Annotated in this window: 1 protein-coding gene; it reads left to right on the top strand. The window is 31.7% G+C overall.

Annotated features, from left to right (window positions below):
* The first annotated feature begins 336 nt into the window (after nt 1-336).
* On the top strand, nt 337-1,590 hold the full coding sequence (locus QZ657_RS15330) for a site-specific integrase (protein ID WP_291967988.1): 1,254 nt from the start codon (nt 337-339) through the stop codon (nt 1,588-1,590).
* The last annotated feature ends 180 nt before the right edge of the window (nt 1,591-1,770 follow it).

Here is a 1,770-nt window from a genome sequence, read left to right on the forward strand (position 1 = left end):
GAACCGGTGACCTTCCCGAAGGCTTTCGGGACGCTCTGTTCCTTTACTATCTAATCAATTTAATACGATAATTAATCGCCTAAAGACTACAATTAAAAAAAGCTTCCAAAATGGAAGCTTTGAGTGGAGAATACCGGATTCGAACCGGTGACCTCTTGCCTGCCAGTCTTGAAATTATAATTAGTTGAAAAATAAAATTGTGTATATATTATTGATGTTCAGTTATTTATGATTTTTAATTTTATTTGAAATCATTTGATTTCGTTTGATTTCAAATAAAAGTGTGCAAAAAGTGTGCAATTTTTTGACTAACTTAATAGAAGAATAGAACGAAAAATGGCTATCGCAAGAGTAGTATTAGACACTAGAAATAATTCAAAAAAAAAGGATGGAAGTTATCCAATAGCATTGCGTGTTCATCATAAAAAGACAAGATACATTGCCCTTGGATATTCAACTTCACTACATGGATGGGATGATAGAAATGGTAGGTTGAAAAAATCTGATACCTGTAATCAGTTTATGGACTATGATTCCATAGAGGATGAGATTCATGACAAACTATATCTTGCTAAAAAGAAAATTAAAAATTTTGGAGACGACATTAATAAAATTGATGTTAGCCAACTCGTTAGAGAAATAAAAAATTCGTGGGACAAGCAGATTCAAACAACCGAAAGACATCGAATTGACAATAGCATTAGTTTGGTAGAATGTGGAAATAAAATTATTGAAAGAAAGCGGAAAATGAATTCTCCATCTACGGCAGAATGGTATCAGAGCTGTATGAACAGGTTTTTAAAGTTTATTAAATCCGAAGATATTCGACTTGATGAAATTACCGTTAGTATATTAAAAGATTATGAGGTTGAATTTGTTTCTAGAGGAAATAAGCCTGGCACAATTAATTCCTATATGCGCGGAATACGTGCCATCTATAATAAAGCCATAGAGGAAGATGAATTCAAACCTTTGAGTAATCCTTTTAAAAAATATCGAATTCCAACTAGCAAAAACACAAAAAAAAGAGCTACCTCAAAAGATAATTTTTTAGAAATTAGGAATTTGAAGTATCCCGAAGACTCTATACTTTGGCATGCCAAGAATTACATTTTGATAATGTTTAATTGTCGCGGAATGAACCTTGTCGATTTAGTAAAACTTAAATTGAAAAATATAAACGGGGATAGACTATATTATGGTAGAAGTAAAACGGGCGACCCACTTTCAGTAAAAATAACGTCTGAACTCTCAGACATTTTAGTCTACTATATTATTAATAAAAATCCGGAAGATTATTTATTGCCTATCAATTATGACGGGAGTACAGAACATTACGAAAAATATAAATCTATACGCCGGCGTGTGAATGAACGTTTAAAAATAATCGCAGCAGATGCAGGTATCGAAGAAAAATTTACAACATATACCATAAGACATTCTTGGGCTACAATCGCAAAATATTTAGGTGTTTCTACTGAGATAATTAGTGAAGGACTTGGACATAATTCTCTTCGGACTACTCAGATTTATCTAAAAAGTTTTGAAAACAAGATGTTGGATGATGCAAATTCAAGAGTAGTTGAGTAATTGCTGAGGAAAAGATTACAGTCCAATTAGCTAACTGCTAAAAAGTTAAAAGATAAAGAAATATTCAAATAGGAAGACTAGATTTCAATTTTTGATAACCTAAAGAGAAATTTTTAATTACCCTTTTGAGGAGCTTAAAAATCAAATAATAAAATACAAGCGGAACTACGAATTGCTTTA

This window comes from Maribacter sp. (assembly GCA_020629415.1).
In the GTDB taxonomy this organism is placed as follows: Bacteria; Bacteroidota; Bacteroidia; order Flavobacteriales; family Flavobacteriaceae; genus Maribacter; species Maribacter huludaoensis.

What these genes read in the sequence shown, in the direction of transcription:
- QZ657_RS15330 (WP_291967988.1), top strand. Translation starts at nt 337, where the DNA reads ATGGCTATCGCAAGAGTAGTATTAGACACTAGAAATAATTCAAAAAAA.